The organism is Methylobacterium sp. WSM2598 (assembly GCF_000379105.1).
GTDB lineage: Bacteria > Pseudomonadota > Alphaproteobacteria > Rhizobiales > Beijerinckiaceae > Methylobacterium.
This window is the reverse complement of sequence record NZ_KB900609.1, coordinates 3593078-3613889: the sequence shown is the minus strand read 5'-3', so window position 1 is coordinate 3613889 and position 20812 is coordinate 3593078. Positions and strand designations below refer to the sequence as shown.

Sequence of the window (20812 nt, the reverse complement as noted above, 5' to 3'; positions counted from 1 at the left end):
CGCGGCCGCTCGGCCGTCCCGCTCGCGAACCCGCCGGAGACCTCACCGGCGAAACCGGGTGCGCCCGAGCCCTGCCCCGTGATAGGCGCGGACCATGACCGTCCGCACCGCCACCCTCACCGGCTCCGGGGCGATCCTGCTCTGGTCGCTCCTCGCCCTGTTCACCGCGGCCTCGGGCCGCGTGCCGCCCTTCCAGCTCGCCGCGATGACCTTCCTGCTCGGCGGGCTGATCGGCTGCGCCAGCTGGATCCTGCGGCCCTCCGGCATCGCCGCCCTGCGCCAGCCGCCCGCCATCTGGGCGCTGGGGCTCGCGGGGCTGTTCGGCTACCACGCCCTCTACTTCGCGGCCCTGCGCCTCGCGCCCCCGGCCGAGGCGGGGCTGATCAGCTATCTCTGGCCGCTCCTGATCGTGCTGTTCTCGGCCCTGCTGCCCGGAGAGGGCGGCCTGCGGCCGGCGCACCTGATCGGGGCGCTGCTCGGGCTCGCCGGCGTCGTCGCGCTGTTCCTCGGGCGCGGCAGCCTGAGCTTCGAGGCGGCGGCGCTGCCGGGCTACCTCGCGGCCCTGGCCTGCGCCTTCCTGTGGTCGGGCTACTCGGTGCTGTCGCGGCGGGTCGGCGCGGTGCCGACCGACGCGGTGGCGGGCTTCTGCCTCGCCACCGCATTCCTGAGCCTCCTCTGCCACCTCGCCTTCGAGACCACGGTCTGGCCCGCGACGCCGGGCCAGTGGGGGGCGGTCGCGGCGCTCGGCCTCGGGCCGGTCGGGGCGGCCTTCTATCTCTGGGACATCGGCGTGAAGCGCGGCGACATCCGGCTCCTCGGCGTCGGCTCCTACGCCGCCCCGGTCCTCTCGACGCTGATCCTGGTCGCGGCCGGCTACGCGCCCGCCACGCTGTCGCTGGCGCTCGCCTGCGCGCTGATCGTGGCGGGGGCGCTCGTCGCCACGCGGGCGGACCGAGCGGAGCGGGCGCGGGCGGCGTAGCCGGCGGCCGCGCGCCTCGCGCGCTTCCTCGGGAGGCCGCGCAGGTGCCGGCGGCTCAGCCCGAGCGGACGAACGTCCACTCGCCCAGTGCGCCGGGAAGACCGGCTCCCGACGTGCTCACGCCGTTCGCGGGCGTCTGGGCATGGCCGGATGTGAGGTCATCGAGCGCCCGTTGCGGCGTGAGGTAAGCGCCCAGATTCTCGCCGTCGCAGATGGCGAGCCAGCGCCCGTCCCGGGATAGCCGGATCGCGAAGGTTCCCCACCGTGTCCGCCGCACCCAGTAACCTCTCATTGCCAAGCCTCCAATTGCCAAGCTTCCAATTGTCGAGCCTCCAGCGGCAGTGACGAGTCCGAGATTTGCAATTTCGAGATAGTTTCCGCAGATCTGCGCTGCCAAGCCTTGATCATATCGTGGCCGGCAACGACAATGGGGATCTATGGCGGGATATGCCTGAAGTGTAGGCCCCAATCGGCAATTGATTTCGGCGCACGAAGCGGGGACGAACCCTCTCGGGTTGGTCCGGGGACCGGCGGGCGCGGCCCGGGCGGGCGCGGCATCAAGGGCACCCGCGCGTCCGCGGCGCGCGGAGCCGGGCAGTCGATCGAGGTCATCCGCCATCCGGTTGATGGCTTCGCCATCTTCCATTTCGGCCATGCGGATGCCGGCTTCGCTCGGGCGCCGCGCGGGCTCGTGATCCGGGACCCGCTTCGATCAGGCGGAGCCCGGATCGGCCCCTCATCGCCGCGGCAGCGGGCGCCAGTCCTTCGGCGCCATTTCGAACCCCTCGAAGCGGAAGCCCGGCGCCACGGTGCAACTCACCAGCGTCCAGGCGCCGAGGCTGGTCGCGGTCTGCCAATGGCCGGCCGGCACCACGGCCTGCGGCCGCTGACGGTGGGCGAGGTCGGGGCCGAGATGCACCGCCTCGGCGTCGTGGCCGTTCGGGCTCACCGTCAGCACGAGCGGCGCGCCCGCGTGCCAGAACCACAGCTCGGCCGCATCGACCCGGTGCCATTCCGAGGTCTCGCCGACGTCGAGCAGGTAGTAGATCGCCGTCGAGGCGGCCCGACCCTCGATCTGGTGCGGGTCGCGGAAGGTCTCGCGGTAATGGCCGCCCTCCGGATGCGGCTTGAGGTCGAGGAGGCGGATCACCTCGGCGGCGGTGAGGCTGGAGGCTGTCACGGAACGGGGTCCTCGGCGCGGGATGAGGCGGGTTCGGGGCGGAGCCGCGCGCGATGCTGCGCGACGGGCCCGGCCAGCGGCGGCCGGCGCCGCGCCGGCCGGTCCGCCGTCAGAACCGGTTCTTCCATTCGCGCAGGGCCGTGAACACCGCGGCCGGGTCGGAGCCCGGGGCCATGCCGACGGCGCGGGCGAGGGCGGGCTCGGTGGCGCGCAGGAAGGGGTTCGTCGCCTTCTCCTCCCCGAGCGTGGTCGGGATCAGGAAGCGGCCGTCCCGCTTCACCCGCTCGGCCAGTTCGGCCCGGGCCTTGAGGTTCGGGTTGTCCGGATCCGCCGCCAGGGCGAAGCGGGCGTTCGAGAGCACGTAATCGTGGCCCGAATAGATCGCGGTCTCGTCCGGCAGGGCGAGGAAGCGGCTGAGCGAGCGCCACAGCACCTCGGGGGGGCTCTCCATCACCCGCCCGCAGCCGAGCGTGAACAGGGTGTCGCCCGCGAAGGCGATGCGCTCGCGCTCGAACCAGTAGGTGACGTGGTCGGCGCAATGGCCCGGCGTCTCCCAGACCGCCGCCACGAGGGAGCCGAGCTTGACCGCGTCGCCTTCCCGCACCGTGGCGTCGACCTCCGGCACGGCGTCGCCGGCCTTGGCGGGGGCGGTGACCCGGGCCCCGGTGCGCGCCTTCACCTCGGGAATGCCCTCGACGTGGTCGAAGTGGCGGTGCGTGACCAGGATGTCGGTGAGCGACCAGCCGGTCTCCCCGAGGACGCGCAGCACCGCCCCCGCCTCCGGCACGTCGATCGCCGCGCAGGCGCCCGTGGCGGGGTCGCGGATCAGCACGCCGATATTGTCGCTCCGGCACAGGAAGGTGCGGATCTCGGGCATGGGCGTCTCCGTCGAATCGTCTGGCCGGGAAGGTAGGGCGGCGGGCCCGCGCGGGGATTCCGGCGGGCAGATTCGCGGCGAGTCAAGGCGGCGCCTCCCCCGACGCCTTGCCGCCGGGCCTGACAGCGCCCATTGATGACCACGACGCGACCGGCGGTGGCGCCGCGTCGCGCCCCCGGGTGCCCAGTCGTATCGCATGAGTGTCGACGTCACGGATCTTCGCGCCTTCTACGGCGGTCCCCTGGGCGCCGTGGCGCAGCGCCATGTCGGGCGCGCCGTCCACCGCTTCCTCGGCTCGGTGGCGGGGCTGCGCGTGCTCGGGCTCGGCTACGCGGTGCCCTATCTCGGGCCGGTGCGGCACGCGGCGGAGCGGACCCTCGCCTTCATGCCGGCGACGCAGGGCGTGGTGAACTGGCCGACGACCGGGCGCACCGCCTCGGCCCTCGTCGATCCGACCATGATGCCGCTCCCGGAGGCGGCGGTGGACCGGGTGATCGTCATCCACGCCATCGAGGCGGTCGAGAGCCCGGCCGAGCTGCTGCAGGAGGTCTGGCGGGTGCTCACGCCGGGCGGGCGCCTCGTGCTGGTGGTGCCGAACCGCCGCGGCCTGTGGGCGCGCCGGGACGCGACGCCGTTCGGGCACGGCCAGCCCTACAGCCGCTCGCAGCTGAGCCGGCTGATGCGCGAGACGCTGTTCTCGGCCGAGGGCTGGGCCGAGACGCTCTACATGCCGCCGGTCGAGGGCTGGGTCACCCTGCGCACCGCCAGCGCCTGGGAGCGGGTCGGGACCGGCCTGTCGCTCCCCTTCGCGGGGCTGCACGTGGTCGACGCGATCAAGCAGCTGCACCGGCCGGTCGCCGTCTTCGCCCGCCGGGCGGCGCGGCTGCGGGCACCGGTGCTGGTGCCCGCCCCCGCGCCCGCTCCGGTGCCGGGCGGGGTCTGACGCGCGATGCTGCCCGTCCCCGGGCTCGACGCGGCCCTGCAGAGCTTCCTCCTCGCCCTCCCGGCCCTGTTCTCGATCGTCAACCCGCTCGGCGCCGCCCTGATCTTCGCCGAGGTGACGGGCGGGCGCAGCCACGGAGAGCGGGCGCTGCTGGCGCGGCGCATCGGCCTCTACGCGGCGGCCGTGATGCTGATCTCCCTGTGGATGGGCGCGGCGCTCCTCAGCTTCTTCGGCATCACGCTGGCGGCCCTGCGCATCGCCGGCGGCCTCGTGGTGGCCGCGCAGGCCTGGCGCCTCCTCGCCGCGCCGGAGGAGCGCGAGGCCCGCAAGGCCGCGCAGGCCGAGCCGGCCAAGTCCCGGATCCCGAACCCCTCCCGGATCCCGGACCCGTCCCGGATCCCGGACCCGTCCCGCGCCCCCGACCGCGGCCCCGAGGGCGTCGCCGGGGCGGGCCTCGACGAGATCGCGTTCTTCCCCCTGACGCTGCCCTTCACCACCGGCCCCGGCACGATCTCGGTCGCCATCGCGCTCGGGGCGAGCCGGCCGGAGAGCGGGGCGGCGCGCTACGGCTTCCTCCTCGGCGCCTCGCTGGCGGCGCTGGCGATCGCGCTGTCGGTGCACCTCGCTTACGCCTCCGCCGACCGGGTGGTCGCGCGCATCGGCCCTGCCCGCGCCCGGGTGCTCGGGCGGCTCTCGGCCTTTCTGCTGCTCTGCGTCGGCACGCAGATCACGCTCACCGGCGTCGTCGACGTCCTGGCGCCGCTGCTCGCCGCGCGGGCGGGCTGAGCACCGGCGCCTTGGCAGAGGGGCTGCCGCCCTGTAGGAGGCACGCGGCCGGATTGGCCTTTTGGGGGAGCGAGAGCGCGATGCGTCTCGTGGTGGTGGGCGCCTCCGGGCGCATGGGCCGGATGCTGATCCAGGCCGTGACGAGCACCGAGGGCTGCACGCTCGCCGGCGCGGTCGAGCGCGAGGGCGCGGAGGCGGTCGGCACGGATGCGGGCCTGCTCGCCGGCCTGCCCCCCCTCGGCCTGGCGGTCACGGACGACCCCCTGCGGGCCTTCGCGGAGGCCGACGGCGTCCTCGACTTCACCGCCCCGGCCGCCACCGTGTTCTACGCCGAACTCGTCGCGCAGGCGCGGCTCGTGCACGTGGTCGGCACGACCGGCCTGTCGCCGGACGATCTGCGCAGGCTGGAGGCGGCCTCCCGCCACGCCCGCGTCGTGCGCTCGGGCAACATGTCTCTCGGCGTCAACCTGCTCGCCGGCCTCGTGCGCAAGGTCGCCGCGGCGCTCGGCGAGGACTTCGACATCGAGATCCTGGAGATGCATCATCGCCACAAGGTCGACGCGCCCTCCGGCACCGCCCTGCTCCTGGGCGAGGCGGCGGCCCAGGGCCGGGCGGTGGCCCTGGCGGAGCGCAAGGTCGCGGTGCGCGACGGCCAGACCGGCCCCCGCGTGCCCGGCACGATCGGCTTCGCGACCCTGCGCGGGGGCAGCGTGGTCGGCGAGCACAGCGTGATCTTCGCCGGGGCGGGCGAGCGGATCGAACTCACCCACCGGGCCGAGGATCGCGGGCTCTTCGCGCGCGGGGCGATCCGGGCCGCCCTCTGGGCCGCGCCGCAGAAGCCCGGCCTCTACGACATGGACGACGTCCTGGGCCTCTGAGGGCCTCAGGCTTCACGGAGCGATACGGAAGATCATGGAGCGCCTTCTCGTCCTCGCGCGGCACGGCCAGAGCGAGTGGAACCTGAAAAACCTCTTCACCGGCTGGCGCGATCCCGACCTGACCGAGGTCGGCATTGCCGAGGCGCGGGCGGCGGGCCGCCGGCTGAAGGCGAAGGGCATCCGGTTCGATATCTGCTTCACCTCGGCGCTGACCCGCGCGCAGCGCACCGCCGCCCTGATCCTGGAGGAGCTCGGCCAGCCGGACCTGCCGACCATCGCCGACGAGGCGCTCAACGAGCGCGATTACGGCGACCTGTCGGGGCTCAACAAGGACGATGCGCGCGCGCGCTGGGGCAAGGACCAGGTCCATATCTGGCGCCGCTCCTACGACGTGCCCCCGCCCGGCGGCGAGAGCCTGAAGGACACGGTGGCCCGCGTCCTGCCCTACACGATGCGGGAGATTCTGCCCCGGGTGATGCGCGGCGAGCGCGTGCTGGTCGCGGCCCACGGCAATTCCCTGCGGGCGCTGGTCATGGTGCTCGACGGGCTCACCACCGAGACGATCCCCGGCCTGGAATTGTGGACCGGCGTGCCGCTGGTCTACCGCCTCAAGGCCGACACCACGGTCGAGAGCAAAGAGGTGCTCGACAAGGACGCGTGAGCGGCACGGTGTGGCGCGGCGGCGGCTCGCGGCCTGCTGCGCGCCAGCATCCCACGCCGTGAGACGCGGCGTTCGCACGCGGCTGCGGCACGCCCCTGTCCGGCGTGCCGCAGCCCGGCCATGGCCGGTCTCAAGCCGGTCGCGCCTCGACGCTGGAGCAGGGTTCGATCAAGTTGCAACGGAACCCTGCTCTAGGTCTTTGATTTTGCTGCATTCTCTTCGACGAACCGGCATCCACTTCGTCGGAAAATGCTCTATACGCGAACGAAATATCAGCTATCATGTCCGTAGTTCCTGAGTCCGTTATAAAATTACTTGAGCCGCGCATCTTTGCGCCATCTGGAAGGAGGAATTTCTTTTCATCTGATGACAGATTTATTTTTGGTATGTTGTGTGCGGCGAGTGTCGTCAGCTCCCCGTTCTGAGCAAACCCATCGTGATTTGCGTCTACCCATGTTCGAGTTTTTTTGCTTCCATCGTAATTATTTACACATCGGCTCGCCTTTTATGTTTCCATCTATACGGCGTAGCCAAGTTCAAATCGGGCTTGACCGCGCAAGCAGATAACGAGATCACCAACCACCCATTCGTCATGTTTTATGCCGTTTCTGTCCAACATATCTACCGTGACAGAGACGAAATTAACTTCACTTGTTGCATCTATAACATAGCTTATAATTGCCAACTGGCTGTTCGTGAGAACGGTGCTCTCCGCTTCAGTCACTAATGCTTTAAATCTAGTCCAAAAATTAGAATCTTGTTTTGCTATACGGCTCCAAAGTTTGATTTCTTCCTCAGTTGGATATCTTAGTACTTTCATATTTATCTCATCTTTTCTTTTAAGACGTCTGGCGATGTTCGGGTTCACCCACCCTCCCGTTATCATCCTGTCGGGGCTAAGATGCGCGTCCGTGTGCACATGCGCGATTGGCCTCACATCAGGCTATTTGGTCTATGATTCTCCTCGTCTCCAGAGAACACAAACGATCTAATTGGCAATTCTAACGAGATATGCGTCGAGAAATCAAGAATATCGAAACCCTCTTCCATTTCAGGGCCTTCGCAAGTTAAATGAATTTCCTTAGGATGTGCAAGCGAGATACGTTGCATCCTGTGCCGAGGCGAACGGACAATCTGTTCGCCGTGCCTCCAAGTCCATGGTACCGATCCACGACGCGCCGAGAGGGCGCTCCCGATGGGCCTGTCCCGCGCGGTTTCGGAGGGACCGCGCACGCGAGGGCGGAAGCGCCTCGGCGGTGACGGCGACGGCCGGGCGCCCCGCGCGTCGGGCCTGCCCTGGGCTTCAACCTCAGCGGAGGCGGGACCGGCCCATCCTCCGGGCCGGACGGGCCGGGACGAGGCCGGAACGGCCGGCCGGGCCTCGCGCCGGTCAACGGGGCGCACGGCTCCGGCGGTTCGCGCCTAAGCGGCCCCTGGCCCGGCGGCGGGAATGATGCGAGGACGAGGACCCCGGCCGAGATGGGCCGCGCCGTCTCGCTCGCGAGGGCGTCGTACCCTTGCCGGCGCGATGCACCCCGCCACATCGCCTGCCTGAGAGGCGCGCGACGAACCACCCCCGCCCGACGGCGGATGCGCAGTGAGAAGGAGCCCGCATGATTGAAGCGGCGATGATCTGGAACGAGCCCAACAACAAGTCGCACTGGGATCCCGAGATCGATCCGGGCTGGCACCTCTTCGCCGACACCCTCACCTGCGCGGCCCGCGCCCTGAAGCAGGAGGCGCCGACGCTGCCCACCGTGCTCGGCGGCCTCTCGCCGATCGACCCGACCTTCGTGCAGTTCCTCGAGTCCAAGCGCGCCCTCGACCACGTCGACGTGGTGGCGGTCCACGGCTTTCCCCTCGACTGGAATCTCTGGCAGATCGACGAGTGGCCCCGGAAGCTCGCCGAGATCCGGGCCGTCACCCCCAAGCCGGTCTGGGTGACCGAGGTCGGGGTCTCGACCTTCGGGGCCGAGGAGGTGCAGGTCTTCGGGCTCGACCGCACCGCCGAGTTGCTGATCGGCCGCACCCCGCGCATCCACTGGTACAGTCTCTACGACCTGCCCCAGGCCTGGGGCGCCACCACCCGGCACCGGGAAGCGGAGGGCTCCTCCTACTACCGGCACTTCTACATGGGGCTGCTGCGCGAGGACGGCACGCCCAAGCCCGCCCTGGAGCACTTCGCCCGCCACACCCCGGCGATGGGTCTGTGCCAGTGGTTCCACTTCGAGGACCACCGGCTCGACGACGCGGTGGCCTGGATGCGCCGCCTCGGCGTGCGCTCCCTGCGCACCGGGCTCTCCTGGGCGGATTCCTTCCGGCCGAACGCCCTCGACTGGTTCGACCGGCAGATGGAGGCCCTGGCGGAGTTCGACGTGACGGTGACGTTCTGCTTCACCCCCGAGCACCGGGGCATCGCGCCCCACCACACCAGCCCGCCCCAGGTGAAGGAGGAATTCGCGGAGTTCTGCGCCGCGATGATCCGGCGCTACGCCGCCCAGCTCCGCCCGCGTCCGGAGGCGCTGGTGATGCCGGCGCCCCTCCCGTGAGCCAAGTGGTCACCGGCCCGCTGGCGCCCTCCTCGCCGGAGGCCGAGTCCTTCCTGAGCGCCCTGGCGCATCCGGCCCGCGGCCGGATCGAGGCCGGCCGGGCGGCCCTGGTCGTGGCGCATCCCGACGACGAGAGCATCGGCTGCGGGGCGCAGCTCCCGCGCCTCGCCGGGCTGACGGTGATCCACGTCACCGACGGGGCGCCGCGCGACGGCCGGGACGCGGCGCGCCGCGGCTTCCCCGACCCGGCGGCCTACGCGGCGGCCCGGGCGCGCGAGCTCGACGCCGCCCTGACCCGCGCCGGCGTGCCGCCGGAGCGGCGCCTCGCCCTCGGCCTTCCCGACCAGGGCGTGGCGGAGGCGCTGGCGCCCCTGGCGCGGCGGCTCGCCGGGCTGTTCGCCGCGCGGGGCATCCGGGTCGCCCTCACGCACGCCTACGAGGGCGGGCATCCGGACCACGACGCGGTGGCGCTCGCCGTGCAGGGGGCGAAGCGGCTGATGGGCGGCGCGCTCGCGGTGATCGAGATGCCCTACTACCACCGCGGCCCGGCCGGGCCGGAGGAGGGGCACTTCCTGCCGGCCGATCCGCCGCGGCGCGCCGTCGCCCTCCACCTCGACCCGGAGGATTGCGCCCTCAAGGCCGACCTCTTCGCCGCCCATGCCAGCCAGGCCGCGATCCTCAACCGGCTGCCGATCGCCCTCGAACGCTTCCGCGAGGCGCCGGACCTGCGCTTCGACGCGCTGCCGAACGGGGGGCGGCTGCTCTACGAGGAATGGGGGCTCGGCCTGACCGGCGCGCGGTTCCTCGCCCTGGCGGGGGCGGCGGAGAGCGCCCTCCGCGAGCCTCCCGCGCCCTGACCTTGCGGAAGCCTCTCCGATGGCTCATCCTCGCCGCCCTCATCGTGAGGATTCCGGGAGACGGACGATGAGCGAGCCAGTCGCGGTCGAGATGGTGAAATGCGCCTGCGAGGATTGTGTCTGCGTCGTCCCGCTCGCCAAGGCCGTGCAGCATGACGGGCGGGCCTATTGCTGCGACGAGTGCGCGACCGGTCATCCGGACCATGCCGGCTGCGGACATGCCGGCTGCACCTGTCACGGCTGATCACACCAGGGCCGCGCGGCGCTCCTCGCTGACCACCGCCCCGCGCGGTCCATCCTCCGCCTCGTCGGCGAACCACAGGATCGTGGCCTTGAGGCCCTGCTCCAGCGGCACCGCCGGCGACCAGCCGAGCAGCTCCTTCGCCCGGGCGATGTCCGGCCGGCGGCGGCGCGGGTCGTCGGTGGGGAGCGGGCGGGTCACGACCGGCGAGGCCGAGCCCGTCATCGCGAGGACGCGCGCCACGAGGTCGGACACGGTCAGCTCGACCGGGTTGCCGAGGTTGACCGGCGACACCGCGAGGCCGGGCGCCTCGTGCAGCGAGAGCCGGATGATCCCCTCGATCAGGTCGGCCACGTAGCAGAAGGAGCGCGTCTGCGAGCCGTCCCCGTAGACCGTGATGGCGTCGCCCGCCAGCGCTTGGCAGACCACGTTCGAGACCACCCGCCCGTCATCCGCCCGCATCCGCGGCCCGTAGGTGTTGAAGATGCGCGCCACGCGCACCGCCACCCGCCCGGCCCGGGCGTAGTCGTAGCAGAGCGTCTCGCCCGCCCGCTTGCCCTCGTCGTAGCAGGCGCGCGGGCCGGTCGGGTTCACGTGGCCCCAGTAGCCCTCCGGCTGCGGATGCACCTCCGGGTCGCCGTAGACCTCCGAGGTCGAGGCCTGGAAGAAGCGGGCGCCCGACGCTTCCGCCGCCAGGAGCAGGTGGCGCGTGCCGAGCACGCTCGTGAGCAGGGTGTGCTCCGGGTCGGCCTGGTAGTGCGGCGGCGAGGCCGCGCAGGCGAGGTTGTAGACCCGGTCGAAAGTCTGGCGCCGCAGGGCGGCCGGGAGGGGGCGCACGACGTCGTGCTCGACGAGGTCGAAGCGCGGGTCGCGCTCCAGGTGGCGCAGGTTGCGGCGGCGGCCGGTGAGGAAACTGTCGAGGGCGATCACCCGGTCGCCCCGGGCCAGGAGCGCGTCGCAGAGATGGGAGCCCAGGAAACCCGCACCGCCGGCAACGAGGACGGTCGTGGACTTGCGGTGCGTCATGGATCCTCCTGCGGTTGCGGCGGGAAGGCCCGAGAGCCCCTCGCCGAAAGGTACTTAGCTCCGCCCCCTAACGCCCTCGGCAAGCGGGAGTTTCGATACTTCCTGCGAGTATTTGGGCGAAGGCGCCGCCGCCTCGAGGAGCGCCGCCTCGAGTTCCTGGGCCCGGTGCGCGGCGCTGTGCCGGGCCAGCACCCGGCGGCGGGCCGCCTGCGCCAGGGCGGCGCGCTCGGCCGGACTCGTCCGGGTGAGCGCCGACAGCACCGCGTCGGGGCCCTCGGCCACCACGATCTCGCGGCCCGGCGCCAGGATCGTGCCGAGGCCCGGCCAGTCGTCCGAGAGGATCGGCGTGCCGCAGGCGGCGGCCTCGAACAGGCGGACGCTCGGGCTGTAGCCGGCCGCGCGCATGTCGGCGCGGGTGACGTTCAGGGTCCAGCGGCTCAGGCCGTAGAAGGCCGGGTGATCGGCGGGGCCGACGTGGTCGCGCCGCTCGACGTTCGGCGGCCAGGCGATGTCGGCGGGATATTGCGGCCCGGCGACCACGAAGCGCAGCTCGGGCGCCCGCCGCGCGGGCTCGATCAGGAGCCGCTCCAGGGTCGGCTGCCGGTCCGGGCTGTAGGTGCCGAGATAGGAGAGGTCGTAGACCGGCTCCGCGCCGGTCGGCGCGTAGAGGGCGGGATCGACCGAGCAGTAGAGGGCGCGGGCGCGGGGCGCGCCGAACTCCCGCTCCAGGCGCTCCAGCACCGGCCCGCCCGTGAAGGAGAGGTAGAGGTCGTAGGCGCGGATCAGGTCGGGGGTGAGGTACTCGTGGTCGCCCCGGGCGAGCTTGGCGAGCGTCACCGGCGTGTCGATGTCGTAGAAGGCGGCGACGCCCCCCGCCTCCCGCATCGTCGCGACCGCCAGGGCGCCGACCGCGACGCCCTCCGGCACGTAGGAGCCGACCATCACCGCGTCCGCCCGCAGCAGGCGCGGGCGCAGGTCGCGCAGGGCCGCGAGGTCGGGATAGAGGACGAGGTCGCAGTAATCCGGCGCGGCGAGGTCGCGATGGGCCGCGTACCAGGGCACGTCCCGCTCCAGGAAGGTGACGCGGTGGCCGCGCGCCGCGAAGGCCCGCAGCAGCGCCCGGTAGGTGGTGGCGTGGCCGTTGCCCCAGGACGAGGACAGGCTGAGGCCGAGGACGACGAGGTCGAGGGGGCGGGTCACGGGGCGCGCCCTCCGCGCTTCTCCGCCAGGGCCGCGCGCAGGATCGCGTCCACCGCGGCGCCGCGGCGCGCGTAGGTGTGCTCGGCGAGGATGCGGCGGCGGGCCGCCCGCCCGATCGCCGCGGCGCGCTCGGCCGTGAGGTCGGCCAGATGCGCGGCGACGTCGGCCCCGTCGCGGGCCACCAGCACCTCCTCGCCGGGGCTCAGGAACATCTCCAGGCCCGTCCAGGCATCGGTGATCAGGCAGGCCCCGGCGCCCGCCGCCTCGAAGACCCGGGTGGCGGGCGACCAGCCGGTCGCCGCCATCGAGTCGCGGGCGATGTTGAGCACCGCGCGCGGCGTCGCGTTGAAGGCGTTGTGGTCGCGGGTGGAGACGTGGCCGAGATGCCGGACATTGGCCGGAAGCCCGCGCGACTCCCAGCCGTTGCCGCCGATCAGGAAGGCGCGTTCGGGCAGGCGCGCCGCCGGGGCCAGGAAGAACTCCTCCACCCGCGCCTCCCGGTCCGGCAGGCGGTTGCCCAGGAAGGAGAGGTCGGCGGCGAAGCGCGGATCCGGCGGCACCGGGTGATGGGTGTCGGGGTCGAGGGCGTTGTAGATCGGGATGCAGCGCCGGGCGCCGAACTCCTCGTAGGCCTCCACCACCGGCGGGCCGCCCCCGTAGGTGAGCACGAGGTCGAGGTCCGGCAGGGCCCGGCGCAGGGGGTGGTCGGGGGCGGTGCGCAGCTCCGCGAGGGTCGCCGGGGCGTCCACGTCCCAGAACAGCCGCAGGGCGTCGGGCCGGGACGCGGCGGCGAGCCCGGCGAGGAGAAGGTCGTCGAACACGCCGACGCCGGAGGCCTTCACCACCACGTCGGCCCGCGCCGCCTCGGCGATGACCGCCCGCGCCGCCTCCTCGGTTGCCGGGTAGACCGTCACGGCGGCCCAGTCCGGCGGGTCGATGTCGCGGTGGCGTTGCCGGTCGAACGCGTCCGGCTCGTAGAAGGTCGTGCGCCAGCCCCGCCCCGCGAGGTCACGGATCAGGCCCCGATAGTAGGTCGCCGCGCCGTTCCAGTAGGAGGAGAGGAGGCTCGAGCCGTAGAAGGCGATGGTGCTCATCGGGCCCGCGCTCCGTCCGTCGATTCCACCCGCACCCTCCTCATCCGGCCGTTCTCGCGGCCGTTCTCGCGGCCGCTTCGGCGGCCGGCCCTCGGCGCCGCGCGTCATCCGCGCCGCGCAGCCTCTCCGCCACGGCCAGCAATTCCTCGGCCCGGTGCGCGCAGGTGTGGCGCGCCCGGATCGTCGCGAGGCCGTGCGCCGCGAGCTCCGCCCGCAGCGCGGGATCCTCGCGCAGCGCCCGCAGGTGGCGGGTCATCGCCGCCCCGTCCGCCGCCGTCAGGAAGTCGCGGCCCGGGGTGAACAGGCCCTCGCTGTCGCGCCAGGGCGCGCTGACGAGGGGGATGCCGCAGGCCAGCGCCTCGAAGACCCGGATGGTCGGGATGCCCGGCAGCGCCTCGACGTAGAACCGCCGCGGCACGTGGACGGTGGCGAGATGGCGGGCGAAGACCTCCGGCGCCCGGGCGTTCGGCAGCCAGCCGCGGTAACGGATCCCGTGCCGGTCGAGGGCGGCGAGGGCCTCGGGCGGGTAGCGCACGCCCCAGACGTCGAGGGGGAGGCAAGCCGCCCCGGCCGGCCCGAACAGGAAGGTCTCCAGTTCGGCGCTGCGCTCGCCGTCGCCCCAATTGCCGATCCAGACCAGGCCCGCGCGGGCCTGCTCCCGCGGCGGCGGGCGGAACAGGCGGGTGTCGGCGGCCTCGTGCCAGACGAAGACGCGGTCGCCCCAGCCCCAGCCGCGATAGACCTCGGCCAGCGTCTCGCCGAAGGCGAGCACCCCGTCGTAGCCCGTGAGGTCGAAGGCCCGCATGGCCTCGGGCTCGCTCACCGCCCGGTGATGGGTGTCGTGGAACAGCAGCGTGAAGCGCCCGCCGGCCTTCCGGAGCGCGCCGATGCGGGCGACGAGGGCGGGCTCGTTCCACTCGTGGACCAGGACGAGGTCCGCCCCGTCGAGGAAATCGGCCGGGTCGGAGCCCGGCGGGTCGATGCGCGAGGACAGCTCCGGATAGGGCGCGAGCGAGGCGGCGGCGCCGGCCTCGCCGTGGTCGGCGCGCAGGTTGGCGAGGCTCCAGGCGCCCTCGGGCTCGTGCACGGCGACCGCGTGGCCGCGCGCGATCAGCTCGCGCAGGACGCCGCGCAGGAAATGCGCGTTGCCGTGGTTCCAGCAGGAGCGCAGGGAATGGGTGAAGACGCTGATCCTCACGCGGGGGCTCCGGCGCGAAGCGGAGCTTCGCCGAGCACGGCCTCGTAGGCCGCGAGCACGCCCGCGCCCATGGCCTCGACGGTGAGCCGGTCGGCCCTGGCCTTCGCCTCGGCGCCGAGCCGCGCCCGGATGGCCGGATCCCCGGCCACGAGCGCGACCGCCGCCGCGAAGCCCGCGTCGTCCTCCGGCTCGATGAAGATGGCGGCCTCGTCCCAGAGCTCGCGGAAGGTCGGGATGTCGGAGAGGACCAGGGGGCAGCCGGCGCTCGCCGCCTCCAGGACGCCGAGACCGAAGGGCTCGTAGCGCGCCGCCGAGACGTAGATCGGCGCGCCCGCGAGCCAGCGCGCCATGTCCTGGTCGGTGAGCCGGCCGAGGCAGCGCAGGTGCTGGGGCGAGACCCGGGCGGCGTTGGGCCCGTCGAGGGGGCCGGCGGCCAGGAAGGGGAGCGGCGCGATCCGGGCGGCGACCCGGTCGAGGGTCGCGGTGCCCTTGCCCTCGTCCCACAGGCGCCCGCCCGTGAAGGCGAAGGGCGAGGCGGCGGCGCCGCGCGGGGTGCGGTGCCCGCGCTCCGCCGGGCTGCGCCGCCCGTTCGGCACCACCCGCGGCGGGCTGGCGAGCCCGTAGGTCGCCCGGGTGGCTTGCGCGAAGGCGTGGGTGGGGGCCAGCACGCAGGCGGCCCGCCGGTAGCCGGACCCCGCCAGCGCCGCCCGCCAGGCGAGGTCGGGCGGCAGCGGCCCCGGGCGATTGGCCGCCCACCACGTCGCCACGCAGGAATGCGCCACGGCGACGACCGGCCGCGGGAAGGGCACCACCCCGGCCAGCGCCGGGCTGTTGAGGTGGATGAGGTCGGCCTCGGCCCGCTCGGCCTCGCGGGCGACGCGCCAGGCCGCGGTCTCGACCTCGCTCCTCGTCAGGGCGGTCCAGTCGAGGGGGACGTCCATCACCCGCAGGTCGAGCCCCCTGATGGCCCGGGCCGCCCGCAGCTGGTCGAGGCTGGGCTCGGGGCCCAGCACCGCCAGCGTGACCCGCAGGCCCCGCCGGTCGAGGTCGAGGCAGAGGTCGAGGGCGTATTGCCAGACGCCCCCGACCGCGTCCGCGGTCATGAACAGGTTGAGGGACGGAGCGCGCGGGCGCGCGGCGGTCAGGCCGGGCAGCATGCGGATTCCAATTCGGTCAACGGGGCCGGCCGCTCCTCCTGGATCTCGCTGAAGCGGTCGAACTGCGCGAGGTAATGGGCGTGGGCCCGCTCCCAGGCCTGCCCGTCCGGCGCGCCCCACAGGCGGCGGTAATCGGGCGACGAGGGATAGGGGTAGAGCGGGACCGGGTCGTTGGCCCAGACCCCGGCGGCGCGAAGCCGGTCGCGCCACGCCGCCACGAGGTCGGGGTCGTCGCCCGCCACCTTGATCAGGTTCGCCTGCACGAAGGGCACCGAGCGCCGGGCGTGGATCAGCCGCTCGGCGAGGTCGTCGGTCGAGGCGCGGCAATTCTTGTCGAGGAGGGCGCGGCCCTCCTCGGTCAGGCTCTCCACCCCGGCCTCGATCGAGACGCAGCCGGCCCGCCCGAGGAGGTCGAGCATGTCGGGTTTCCACAGGTCGATCCGGGTCTGCACCCCGAACGCCACCTCGCGGCCGACCAGCGCCTCCAGCAGCGGCTTCTGCGGCAGGAAGATCTCGTCGATGAAGTAGATGTAGGTCACGCCCTGGGCGATCAGCCGGTCGATCTCCGCCAGCACGAGGGGGAGCTCGCGGCGGCGATAGGTGTCCCGAAAATCGATCTTGGCGCAGAAGGTGCAGCTGTAGGGGCAGCCGCGGGAGGCCTCGACCTCCGCGCCCGGGCCGTCCGGGGCGCGGTCGAAGCGGTGGTGATGGTGGTGGTGCCGGGCGATCCAGCCATCCGGCCAGGCGAGCGCCGGCAGGTCGGTGAAGCGCGTCGCCGCCGGCCCGCCCGTGACCGTGATCGCGCCCTCCTCCCGGAAGGCCAGGGAGGGGACCCGGGCGGGGGCGGCGAGGCCGCCGGCGGCCAGGGCCGCCACCACCTCCTCGCACTCGCCCCGCACCACGAGGTCGCAGCCGAGCTTGGCGAGCGTGGTCTCGGGCGTCACCGAGCCGTGCGGGCCGACCGCGACCGTGGTGCCGCCGCGGTCGCCGAGGGCCTCCAGGAAGGCCCGGGGCACCCGCAGCTCCGGCTGGGCACAGCGCCAGAACAGGTAGGTGGGGGCGGTCGTCACCACCGTCATGGCCGGGCGGAAGGCCGCGACCTCCTCCGCCAGCGCGTCCAGGCCGAGCCCGTCCAGGGCCCCGTCCCGCATCAGCACCTCGTGGCCCGCCGCCTCCAGCAGCACCTTGCAGGCGCCGAGCTCGATCGGCAGATGCGCCTCGCGGCAGCCGAAATAGATGCTTTGCGTGAAGGTCCAGGTCGGGTTGACGAGGGCAATTCTCACCGATTGAGGTCCTGACGCCGGCTGAATACGCGTTGCGGGAACTGGTGGGGCGATCTTCGGCGACAAGGCCTTTTCGCCCGATCCTGGTTAAGCGGAAGATACCGGCTCGGGTTCGCGGCGCGGGGCGGATTCCGGCAGGGCGAGGCCGCGCGCCTCGGCGAGCCAGCGGGCGAGGTCGGCGAGACCCCGCCGCCACGGGATCGGCGCGGCGAGGTCGAGATCGGCGCCGGCGCGGCGCGTGTCGGAGACGTAGTAGCGCTGATCCCCCGCGCGCCAGTCGTGGAAGCTGAGGTCGAGGGGGCGGCCGACGATGTCGCGGATCGCGGCGAGCACCTGGCGCAGGCTCACCGCGTTGGCCGGTCCGCCGCCGAGATTGTAGGCGCGCCCGCTCACGAGGTCGATCCGGGCGAGCGCCGCCCGGTAGGCCGCCACCGCGTCCGCCACGTGCAGGATGTCGCGCACCTGGCAGCCGTCGCCGTAGATGGCGATCGGCTGGCCCTCCAGGGCGCGGATCAGGAAATGCGCCACCCAGCCCTGGTCCTCGGTGCCCATCTGGCGCGGGCCGTAGATGCAGCTCATGCGCATCACGCAGGTCGGCACGCCGAAGCTGCGGGCGTAATCGAGCACGTACTGGTCGGCGCCGCCCTTCGAGCAGCCGTAGGGGGTGTGGAAGTCCAGGGAGCGGTCCTCGCCGATGCCGTGGCGGTGCAGCCGCTCCTCCGCCGGCCGGTAGGCCTCGCCCTCGCGCCGGAAGGCGAGGTCGCCGAGGTCCCCGTAGACCTTGTTGGTCGAGGAAAACAGCAGCGGGGCGGGATCGGGCCGGCCGCGCAGGGCTTCGAGCAGGGCGAGCGTCGCCCCGAGATTGACGGCGAAATCCTCCGCCGGCGCGACGAGGCTCGTCGTCACGGCGACCTGGGCGGCGAAGTGGAACACCGCCCCCGCCCGCGCGGCGGCGGCCGAGAGGGAGGCGGTGTCGCGCACGTCCGCCACCACGGCCGAGACGCGGCGCGGGTGCCGGCGCTTGAGCCAGTCGAGATTGGCCTCGACGCCGGGCCGCAGCAGCGCGTCGTAGATCAGCACGTCGCGGCCCTCGGCCGCGAGCGCGTCCGCGAGGTTCGCGCCGATGAAGCCGGCGCCGCCGGTGATCAGGATGGGTCCCCCGTCGCTGCGCCCGCTCATGCGACGAGCCCGTGCTTCTCGAGTTCGCGCCGGGCCTCGGCGACGCGGTCCTGCGCATCGGATTGCGCGGCGACCCAGGCCGCGAGCTCCGCGAGCCCGTCCGCGAAGTCGCGGCGGGGCGCGTAGCCGAGCTCGGTTTGCGCCTTGGTGATGTCCGGGATGCAGTGGCGGATGTCGCCCGCCCGCAGCTTGCCGGCGATCTCCGGGCGGATCTCGCTGCGGCCCATGGCGCGGGCGAGGAGCGTCCCGACCTCGCTCACCGAGCGGGAGACGCCCGAGCCGATGTTGTAGACCTGACCGGCCGCCTCCGGCCGGTCGAGCGCGAGCAGGAAGGACTGCGCGACGTCGTCGACGTGCACGAAGTCGCGCAGCTGCTGCCCGTCCTCGAACATCACCGGGGCCGCCCCGTTGTGGAGGCGCGAGGCGAAGATCGCCAGGACGCCCGTGTAGGGGTTGGAGAGGGCCTGGCCCGGCCCGTAGGCATTCCAGAGGCGCAGGGCGACGCCCTCCATCCCGTAGGCGGGGGCGAGCATCAGGGTGAGGCGCTCCTGCGCGTATTTCGACAGGGCGTAGACCGAGGCCAGGGCCGGGCGCTTCCATTCCGGCGTCGGCACCGGGGTGAGCGGGCGGCCCGCCGCATCGAGGGGGTCCCAGGGCGCGTCCGGCCCCGAGCGGGGCTGGCGCACGACGTCCTCCACGAGCCGGCCCTCCGCGTCGCGGTAGAGCCCCTCGCCGTAGATGCTCATCGAGGAGGCGACGACGACCCGCTCGACGGGCCGCTGGATCAGCGCCTGGAACAGCACCGCCGTCCCGACGTCGTTGACCGAGACGTAGCGCTCGACCGCGTACATGCTCTGGCCGACCCCCACCTCCGCGGCGAGGTGGATGACCTTGTCGACGCCGATCAGCACCTGCGCCACCGCGGCCGGGTCGCGCACGTCGCCGCGCCGCAGGTCGACCGCGTCCGGCAGGTCGTCCGGCATGTCGTCCGGCCGCGCGAGGCCGCCATGCACCTGCTCGATCAGGCTGTCGAGGACGCGAACCCGGTCGCCTCTCGCGACAAGGGCCCGGGCGACCGCCCGGCCGATGAAACCGGCTCCGCCGGTGATCAGGATGGTCTGCGGCACGCACACGCCCTTCCGCTGCCGATCCCGCGGGGGATCGAGGTACATACATCCCGCCCGTATCTAAGTTCCCTGATCCGGCCGGACAGGCCCGGTTCTCCACCGATTTCGACGCGCCGCCGCCCGGCTCGGCGCCGCCTGCCTCACTCGTGCCTTGGCGGCGCGCGGAAAATCGGGCTCGGTGGAGCGGGAGGTGCAGGGCAGCGATGCAGCGGCACAACACAGTGTTGCGGATCGCCATCGGGCCCGCATCCGAAGTCGAGCCGCGTCGAACGGGGCGTAGCCGTGGCCGGACGAACGGCTAAGTATGCGGAAGGACGGCCGGTCGGACGAGGTCCGCCGGGGTGAGGGAGTCTGCGATGAGCGGTGCTGGGTACGCAAAGCCCTATCTCGGGGTAGGTCTCGCGGCGTTCATGGTCGCGGCGGGCGCGGCCGAGGCCGCCCAGTGCGGCAACGGTCCGGGCGGGTTCGAGGCGTGGAAGCGAGAATTCGCCGAGGAGGCGCGGGGCCGGGCGAGCGCGGCGAGCCTCCAGGCGCTGATGGGCACCTCCTACTCCTCCCCCACCATCGCGGCGGATCGCGGCCAGAAGAGCTTCCGGCTCTCGCTGGAGCAGTTCATGGCCAAGCGCGGCGGGCCGGCCATCGTCTCGCGCGGGCGGGCGCTGAGGGCCTCGAACGCCGCCCTGTTCGCCGGGATCGAGCAGCGCTACGGCGTGCCGCCCGGGCCGCTCCTGGCGATCTGGGGCATGGAGACGGGCTTCGGCGCCGTGAAGGGCAACGTGAACACCCTCTCGGCGGTGGCGACGCTCGCCTACGATTGCCGCCGCTCGGCCTATTTCACGGACCAGCTCTACGCCGCGCTGGCGCTGATCGACCGGGGCGTCATGTCGCCGAGCACCCGCGGCGCCGCGCATGGCGAGGTCGGCCACACCCAGTTCCTGCCCAAGAACGTGCTGAATTACGGCACGGGCGGCAGCCTCGACAACGTGTCGAACGCGCTCAATTCGACGGCGAACTTCCTGCGCGCGCATGGCTGGCAGCGCGGCGCCGGCTACCAGCCGGGCGAGCCGAACTTCGCGGCGATCCAGGGCTGGAACGCCGCCTCCGTCTACCAGCGCGCCATCGCCATCATCGGCAAGCGCATCGACGGAGGGGAGTAGGGGCGGTCCCGGCGCCCTCGCCCGCGCGGGCGATCGACGTCCGTCGCGCACGCCGCGGCGCGAGGGCGGCCGAGGCGGGGCCTAGGCATCATTCCGCCGGCCGGTCCCGGCCGGTGCCGAAATGGTCACCGGTTCGGCGGCCAAAAAGATGCAGGAACAAGAGTTAAGCAGAGTTGCCGGGCGCAATTCCGCTTAGGCGCCCCCGCCGGTGGCGGGCCGCTCCGACAGGCCGATGCGGCGGTCGGGCGCGGCGGGCGGCCCGTCCGGGCCGCGCCCCGCCACCACGACGAGGCGCTGCACCTCGCCGCGCAGGAAGGCCTGCAGGAAGCGGTCGTAGTGGCGGAACGAGACGCAGCCGTTCGAGGCGCCGGTCGGGCCGAGCATGTAGGTGTGGGCGAGGAGCCCGACCCGGCCGTGGACGGCCCCGTTGCCGCCGACCG

22 protein-coding genes are annotated in these 20812 nt (G+C 72.9%); 9 read left to right on the top strand and 13 right to left on the bottom strand.

The genetic code is table 11. The annotated features are described in order from the left end of the window. The first annotated feature begins 94 nt into the window (after nt 1-94). Nucleotides 95-979, top strand: coding sequence for an aromatic amino acid exporter YddG (gene yddG, locus MET2598_RS0117275; RefSeq protein WP_012331932.1), 885 nt, complete (start codon nt 95-97; stop codon nt 977-979). Between the two features lie 55 nt (nt 980-1034). Here yddG and MET2598_RS41230 read toward each other — a convergent pair whose 3' ends face one another. The 3 genes from MET2598_RS41230 to gloB form a co-directional block, all read right to left on the bottom strand. Continuing rightward, the gene (locus MET2598_RS41230) at nt 1035-1271 is read right to left on the bottom strand and encodes a hypothetical protein (protein WP_012331933.1); all 237 of its coding nucleotides are present in this window, start codon (nt 1269-1271) and stop codon (nt 1035-1037) included. Nucleotides 1272-1715: 444 nt separating this feature from the next. Continuing rightward, nucleotides 1716-2159 carry a cupin domain-containing protein gene (locus MET2598_RS0117270; RefSeq protein ID WP_012331934.1) on the bottom strand — a complete coding sequence of 148 codons (444 nt, stop codon included), beginning with the start codon at nt 2157-2159 and terminating at the stop codon, nt 1716-1718. Between the two features lie 109 nt (nt 2160-2268). Next, entirely contained in the window at nt 2269-3036 is a 768-nt protein-coding gene (gene gloB / locus MET2598_RS0117265) for a hydroxyacylglutathione hydrolase (RefSeq protein WP_018261714.1), read from the bottom strand. A gap of 196 nt (nt 3037-3232) precedes the next feature. Between gloB and MET2598_RS0117260 the strand changes: the two genes are divergently transcribed. From MET2598_RS0117260 to MET2598_RS0117245, 4 genes are all read left to right on the top strand, one after another. Then, nucleotides 3233-3979 (top strand): class I SAM-dependent methyltransferase, encoded by a 747-nt coding sequence (locus tag MET2598_RS0117260; protein ID WP_012331936.1) that lies wholly within the window; start codon nt 3233-3235, stop codon nt 3977-3979. A 6-nt stretch (nt 3980-3985) separates the two neighbouring features. Continuing rightward, complete coding sequence (locus tag MET2598_RS0117255) at nt 3986-4765, top strand: MarC family protein (RefSeq protein ID WP_018261713.1); 780 nt, start codon at nt 3986-3988, stop codon at nt 4763-4765. Nucleotides 4766-4845: 80 nt separating this feature from the next. Further along, nucleotides 4846-5643, top strand: a complete 798-nt coding sequence (gene dapB, locus MET2598_RS0117250) for a 4-hydroxy-tetrahydrodipicolinate reductase (protein ID WP_018261712.1) — start codon at nt 4846-4848, stop codon at nt 5641-5643. A 34-nt stretch (nt 5644-5677) separates the two neighbouring features. Further along, nucleotides 5678-6304 (top strand): 2,3-bisphosphoglycerate-dependent phosphoglycerate mutase, encoded by a 627-nt coding sequence (locus MET2598_RS0117245; RefSeq protein ID WP_012331939.1) that lies wholly within the window; start codon nt 5678-5680, stop codon nt 6302-6304. A gap of 517 nt (nt 6305-6821) precedes the next feature. On the opposite strand, the gene MET2598_RS41225 is transcribed toward MET2598_RS0117245, so the two are convergent. After that, nucleotides 6822-7172 carry a hypothetical protein gene (locus MET2598_RS41225; RefSeq protein ID WP_157182188.1) on the bottom strand — a complete coding sequence of 117 codons (351 nt, stop codon included), beginning with the start codon at nt 7170-7172 and terminating at the stop codon, nt 6822-6824. Nucleotides 7173-7917: 745 nt separating this feature from the next. Here MET2598_RS41225 and MET2598_RS0117240 point away from each other — a divergent pair. The 3 genes from MET2598_RS0117240 to MET2598_RS0117230 all read left to right on the top strand — a co-directional run bounded on the left by MET2598_RS0117240 (nt 7918) and on the right by MET2598_RS0117230 (nt 9954). Continuing rightward, nucleotides 7918-8853 (top strand): glycosyl hydrolase, encoded by a 936-nt coding sequence (locus MET2598_RS0117240; RefSeq protein WP_018261711.1) that lies wholly within the window; start codon nt 7918-7920, stop codon nt 8851-8853. Then, complete coding sequence (locus MET2598_RS0117235) at nt 8850-9710, top strand: PIG-L deacetylase family protein (RefSeq protein ID WP_236728739.1); 861 nt, start codon at nt 8850-8852, stop codon at nt 9708-9710. Before MET2598_RS0117240 ends, MET2598_RS0117235 begins: the two co-directional genes overlap by 4 nt. Nucleotides 9711-9777: 67 nt before the next feature. Continuing rightward, on the top strand, nt 9778-9954 hold the full coding sequence (locus MET2598_RS0117230; protein WP_012331942.1) for a metallothionein: 177 nt from the start codon (nt 9778-9780) through the stop codon (nt 9952-9954). On the opposite strand, the gene MET2598_RS0117225 is transcribed toward MET2598_RS0117230, so the two are convergent. The 8 genes from MET2598_RS0117225 to MET2598_RS0117190 form a co-directional block, all read right to left on the bottom strand. Next, nucleotides 9955-10977 carry a UDP-glucuronic acid decarboxylase family protein gene (locus MET2598_RS0117225; protein ID WP_018261709.1) on the bottom strand — a complete coding sequence of 341 codons (1023 nt, stop codon included), beginning with the start codon at nt 10975-10977 and terminating at the stop codon, nt 9955-9957. A gap of 54 nt (nt 10978-11031) precedes the next feature. Then, the gene (locus MET2598_RS0117220; RefSeq protein ID WP_018261708.1) at nt 11032-12177 is read right to left on the bottom strand and encodes a CgeB family protein; all 1146 of its coding nucleotides are present in this window, start codon (nt 12175-12177) and stop codon (nt 11032-11034) included. Further along, nucleotides 12174-13271: a CgeB family protein gene (locus tag MET2598_RS0117215; protein WP_018261707.1), complete on the bottom strand. Its 1098-nt coding sequence runs from the start codon at nt 13269-13271 to the stop codon at nt 12174-12176. The genes MET2598_RS0117220 and MET2598_RS0117215 overlap by 4 nt, the downstream gene beginning before the upstream one ends. Nucleotides 13272-13311: 40 nt before the next feature. Continuing rightward, a complete protein-coding gene (locus MET2598_RS0117210) occupies nt 13312-14469 on the bottom strand; it encodes a CgeB family protein (protein ID WP_018261706.1) in 1158 nt (385 codons plus the stop codon). After that, nucleotides 14466-15626 carry a glycosyltransferase family 4 protein gene (locus tag MET2598_RS0117205; RefSeq protein ID WP_018261705.1) on the bottom strand — a complete coding sequence of 387 codons (1161 nt, stop codon included), beginning with the start codon at nt 15624-15626 and terminating at the stop codon, nt 14466-14468. Before MET2598_RS0117205 ends, MET2598_RS0117210 begins: the two co-directional genes overlap by 4 nt. Continuing rightward, nucleotides 15611-16909, bottom strand: coding sequence for a TIGR04295 family B12-binding domain-containing radical SAM protein (locus tag MET2598_RS0117200; RefSeq protein WP_018261704.1), 1299 nt, complete (start codon nt 16907-16909; stop codon nt 15611-15613). Before MET2598_RS0117200 ends, MET2598_RS0117205 begins: the two co-directional genes overlap by 16 nt. Nucleotides 16910-16996: 87 nt before the next feature. Next, nucleotides 16997-18088 carry an NAD-dependent epimerase/dehydratase family protein gene (locus MET2598_RS0117195; RefSeq protein WP_012331949.1) on the bottom strand — a complete coding sequence of 364 codons (1092 nt, stop codon included), beginning with the start codon at nt 18086-18088 and terminating at the stop codon, nt 16997-16999. Then, nucleotides 18085-19260 (bottom strand): NAD-dependent epimerase/dehydratase family protein, encoded by a 1176-nt coding sequence (locus MET2598_RS0117190; protein ID WP_018261703.1) that lies wholly within the window; start codon nt 19258-19260, stop codon nt 18085-18087. The genes MET2598_RS0117195 and MET2598_RS0117190 overlap by 4 nt, the downstream gene beginning before the upstream one ends. Before the next feature lie 311 nt (nt 19261-19571). On the opposite strand from MET2598_RS0117190, the gene MET2598_RS0117185 reads away from it, so the two are divergent. Beyond that, on the top strand, nt 19572-20372 hold the full coding sequence (locus tag MET2598_RS0117185; protein ID WP_012331951.1) for a lytic murein transglycosylase: 801 nt from the start codon (nt 19572-19574) through the stop codon (nt 20370-20372). Nucleotides 20373-20564: 192 nt separating this feature from the next. Here MET2598_RS0117185 and MET2598_RS36770 read toward each other — a convergent pair. Further along, a partial coding sequence (locus tag MET2598_RS36770) for a tlde1 domain-containing protein (protein ID WP_036270415.1) occupies nt 20565-20812 on the bottom strand: 248 nt, incomplete at its 5' end.